The organism is Streptomyces sp. CO7, assembly GCF_053474865.1.
In genome coordinates this window covers 465,248-469,479 of record NZ_JBRIOU010000002.1, presented here as the reverse complement: position 1 = coordinate 469,479, position 4,232 = coordinate 465,248, and the positions used below count along the sequence as shown (strand labels likewise).

Below are 4,232 nucleotides of genomic sequence, written 5' to 3'. Positions count from 1 at the left end.
TGCCTGCGACGCGGCGGGCATGTCCGCCGCGTCGCAGGCACGCCGGATGAAGGACCCCGAGGAGCTGGAGATCGTCGCCTTCGAGCGGGGCCACTTCTCCTCCTACTCGGCCTGCGGCATCCCCTACTGGGTGGGCGGGGCGGTCTCCGATCCCGAGCAGCTGATCGCCCGCTCGCCGGACGAGCACCGCGCCCGCGGCATCGACCTGCGGATGCGCACCGAGGTCACCGAACTCGACGTCGACGGCGGCCGGGTCCGCGCCCGTGACCTGGAGAGCGGCGAGGAGTCCTGGACCTCCTACGACAAGCTGGTGATCGCCACCGGCGCCACCCCGGTGCGGCCCCCGCTGCCCGGCATCGAACTGCCGGGCGTGCACGGCGTGCAGACCCTGGACGACGGCCAGGCGCTGATCGACTCCCTGGAGCGGGCCGGCGGGCGGCGCGCGGTGGTGGTGGGCGCCGGTTACATCGGCGTCGAGATGGCCGAGGCGCTGATCAACCACGGCTTCGAGGTCACGGTGGTCAACCGCGGCAAGGAGCCGATGTCCACCCTCGACCCGGACATGGGCCGCAAGGTGCACACCGCCATGGAGGGCATGGGCATCACCATGGTGAACGAGACGGACGTCACCGCCGTCCTCGCCGGTGAGGACGGCCGCGCCCGCGCCGTGCGGGCCGGCGACCGGGAGTTCCCGGCGGACGTGGTGGTGCTGGGCATCGGCGTCCGGCCGGAGACCACTCTCGCGCGCGCCGCCGGCCTCCCGCTCGGGGCGAGCGGCGGCCTCCTCACCGACCTGGGCATGCGGGTCCGCGGCCACCGGAACATCTGGGCAGGCGGTGACTGCGTGGAGGTGCTCAACCTGGTCTCCGGCCAGCAGCAGCACGTGGCGCTGGGCACGCACGCCAACAAGCACGGCCAGGTGATCGGCGCCAACGCCGCCGGCGGCTACGCCACCTTCCCGGGGGTGGTGGGCACCGCCGTCAGCAAGGTGTGCGACCTGGAGATCGCCCGCACCGGCCTGCGGGAGAAGGACGCGCTGCGCGCCGGGATGCGCTTCCACGCCGTCACGATCGAGTCGACCAGCCGGGCCGGGTACTACCCGGGCGCCTCGCCGATGACCGTGAAGATGCTGGCCGAGGTCCGCACCGGGAAGCTGCTCGGCGTGCAGATCGTGGGCCGTGAGGGCGCCGCCAAGCGGGTGGACGTGGCGGCGGTGGCGCTGACCGCCGGGATGACGGTGGAGCAGATGACGGCCCTCGACCTGGGGTACGCGCCGCCGTTCTCCCCGGTGTGGGACCCGGTGCTGGTGGCGGCCCGCAAGGCGGCCTCGGCGGTGCGGGCGCACCACGTCTGACCGGGCTGCTCCGGCCGGGCTGCTCCGGCCGGACGGCGGGGAAACGCGGTCCGTGTCGTCCGGCGGGTCCGCCGGGGTGACGTCTGAACCGCGGGACGGCGGGCACCCCTGATCCCGTGGTGATCCCGGTGCACGACCTCAATCCGGCGCGACGCACCCCGTGGGTGCTGTACGCGCTGATCGTCGCGAACGTCGTCGTCTTCCTCCTGACGCCCGGCACCACGGGATCGCTCACCGGGAACGTGCCGCTGGCGGAACTCTGCCGTCTGGAGGCGTTCCTGGACCGTTTCGCGGCCGTCCCCCAGGAGCTGATCCACCACCGGCTGCCTCGGCTGGTGCCGACGGGTGAGACCGGCGTCGGCCCGGAGGGCGCGGGCTGCGTGGTGCGGCCTCCGGGGTACGAGAAGTCGCCGGAGCTCAGCGTGCTGTCCGCGATGTTCCTGCACGGCGGCTGGCTGCACCTGCTGGGCAACATGCTGTTCCTGTGGATCTTCGGCGACAACGTCGAGGACCGCATGGGCCACTGGCGGTTCGCCCTCTTCTACCTGGTCTGCGGCTACGCGGCGGCCTACGCCTACTCCCTGCTCAACGCGGCCTCCGCCACCCCGCTGATCGGCGCCTCCGGGGCGGTGGCCGGGGTCCTCGGCGCCTATCTGGTGCTCTATCCCCGCGCCCGGGTCTGGGTCCTGGTGCCCTTCCTCGTCTTCCTCCCGCTCCGGCTGCCCGCCTGGATCGTCCTGGGCGCCTGGTTCGCCCTGCAGGCCGTCTACTCCTCCGGCGGCGGCGTCGCGGGCGCCGGAACCGTGGCGTACCTCGCCCATGTCGCGGGCTTCCTCGCCGGCATGCTGCTGGCCCTGCCGCTGCGGCCCGGCACCACCCAGCCGCCGGAACCGCCACGGATCGCCTTCGGGCGGCAGGCCCGGCGGACCTGGTGATCACCGCGGTCGCGGCGCCTTCCGTGTCCACCGCCTCCGGCACCGTGACCGCCCCGCCCGGTCCCACGCCCGGTCCCACGCCCGGCCACGGGGCGGGCACCCCGCGGCCGGGCGTGGATCGGGTCAGGCGGCGGTCGCGGCGCGGGTGACGGCGGCCAGTTCGGCGCGCAGGGCGGCGAAGCGGGGGTCGCCGCGCAGGGCGGCCGCGTCCGTGGTGGTCCCGCGCGGGAGCGGCACCGTCATCTCGTCCACGATCCGCCCCGGCCCGGCCGCCATCACCAGGACCCGCGAGCCGAGCAGCACCGCCTCCTCCGCGGAGTGGGTCACGAACAGGACGGTCGTGCCGGTGCTCGCGGCCAGGGTGCGCAGTTCCTCCTGGAGCCGCTCCCGGGTGAAGGCGTCCAGGGCGGCGAACGGCTCGTCCATCAGCAGGACCTGCGGTTCGGTGGCCAGCGCGCGGGCGATGGCGACGCGTTGCTGCTGGCCGCCGGACAGTTCCCAGGTGCGCCGCCCCGCCACTCCGGCCAGCCCGACCAGCGACAGCAGCTCCGCCACCCTGGCGGGCCGTTCGGCGCGTGCGACCCCCTTGCGGGCGAGCGCGAAGGAGAGGTTGCCGCCCACCGTGCGCCAGGGGAAGAGGCGAGGCGTCTGGAAGACCACGCCGGTCGCGCGACGGACCTCCACCGTGCCCGCCGCCGGCCGCTCCAGGCCCGCGACCAGCCGCAGCAGCGTGGTCTTTCCGCACCCGGACGGGCCGACCAGGACCACGAACTCCCCCGGCCGCACGGTGAGGGAGGCGTCGGCGACGGCGGTGACCGGACTCCTCGGGGTGCCGTAGCGGACGGTGACGTCCCGCAGGCGGATGTCGGGCTCAGCCGGTGACACGGGCCAGCTCCTCGACCGCGAGGGCCTTCTCGAAGACGGAGCGGGCGGGGACCGCGTCGACCGCCTTCTGCGACTTCAGGAACCGGGCGGCGTCGTGCAGGCTGCCGGCCAGCGCGCCCGGGGTCCCGGGTGCGCCGAGGTGGTCGGCTCCCGCCTGCTCCTCGGCGGTGAGCAGCACCAGCTGGCCGAGCTGTTCCTTCGCCTCCTTCGGGCTCAGGCCGAGCTCGGCGCCGATGGCGGCGGCCGCCTCGTCGGGGCTCTTCCTGGCGAGCCGCACGGCCTGGTTCTCCGCCGCGAGCCAGGCGTCCACGACGTCGGGGTGCTGGTCGGCGAAGGCGGTGGTGACGACGCCCAGGTCGGCGGTGGGCCTGCCCTGTTCGGCGATCTCGCGGCTGGTGACGAGGACGGTGCCGTCCTTCGCGAGTTCGGAGAGGGTGGGCGTCCACACGTAGGCGGCGTCGATGTCGCCGCGCTGCCAGGCGGCGAGGGCGTCCTGGGGCTGGAGGTCGACCAGCTTCACGTCGGACTGCTCCAGCCCGGCCTCCTCCAGGGCGGCCAGCAGGGAGTAGTGGGTGGTCGACCCGAAGGGGGCGGCCACCTTCCTGCCCTTGAGCGCCTTGACGGAGCCGATGCCCTTCCGGGCGACGAGGGCCTCGTTGTCCCCGATCACGTCGTGGATCCACAGCACCTTGTAGGGGATGTTCAGCGGCTGGGACAGGCCCTTGGCGACGGCGCTGGATCCGGCCAGGCCGAGGTCCACGGAGCCTGCGATCACCGCGGTGTTGACGTCGGCGCCGGAGTCGAACTTCACCCACTTCACGTCGGCGTCCGGGAGCGCCTTCTCCAGCAGCTTCCGGTTCTTCACCACGAGGTCGGCGTTGGGTATCGCCTGGTAGGCGATGCGCACCTGGGTTCTTCCGCCGTCGCCGTCGTCGGCGCCCGTTCCGCAGGCGGTCGCGGCGACGGCGGTCAGCACCGTGGCGGAGGCGAGGAGGAGGGTGCGGCGGGCGGTGCGGCGGGCGAACGGGGCCATGACGGTTCCTTCGTACGAGGTGGGG

At 74.0% G+C, this 4,232-nt stretch carries 4 protein-coding genes; 2 read left to right on the top strand and 2 right to left on the bottom strand.

Features of this window, described 5'->3' with window-relative positions:
• The coding region (locus tag ACOV8S_RS04040; protein WP_448316136.1) for an FAD-dependent oxidoreductase at nucleotides 1-1,354 on the top strand (1,354 nt) is incomplete at its 5' end.
• Nucleotides 1,355-1,470: 116 nt separating this feature from the next.
• Nucleotides 1,471-2,289 (top strand): rhomboid family intramembrane serine protease, encoded by an 819-nt coding sequence (locus tag ACOV8S_RS04035; RefSeq protein ID WP_448316135.1) that lies wholly within the window; start codon nucleotides 1,471-1,473, stop codon nucleotides 2,287-2,289.
• Nucleotides 2,290-2,412: 123 nt separating this feature from the next.
• On the opposite strand, the gene ACOV8S_RS04030 is transcribed toward ACOV8S_RS04035, so the two are convergent.
• A complete protein-coding gene (locus ACOV8S_RS04030) occupies nucleotides 2,413-3,174 on the bottom strand; it encodes an ABC transporter ATP-binding protein (protein ID WP_448316134.1) in 762 nt (253 codons plus the stop codon).
• Nucleotides 3,161-4,207 (bottom strand): taurine ABC transporter substrate-binding protein, encoded by a 1,047-nt coding sequence (locus ACOV8S_RS04025; RefSeq protein WP_448317344.1) that lies wholly within the window; start codon nucleotides 4,205-4,207, stop codon nucleotides 3,161-3,163. Before ACOV8S_RS04025 ends, ACOV8S_RS04030 begins: the two co-directional genes overlap by 14 nt.
• Nucleotides 4,208-4,232: the final 25 nt, after the last annotated feature.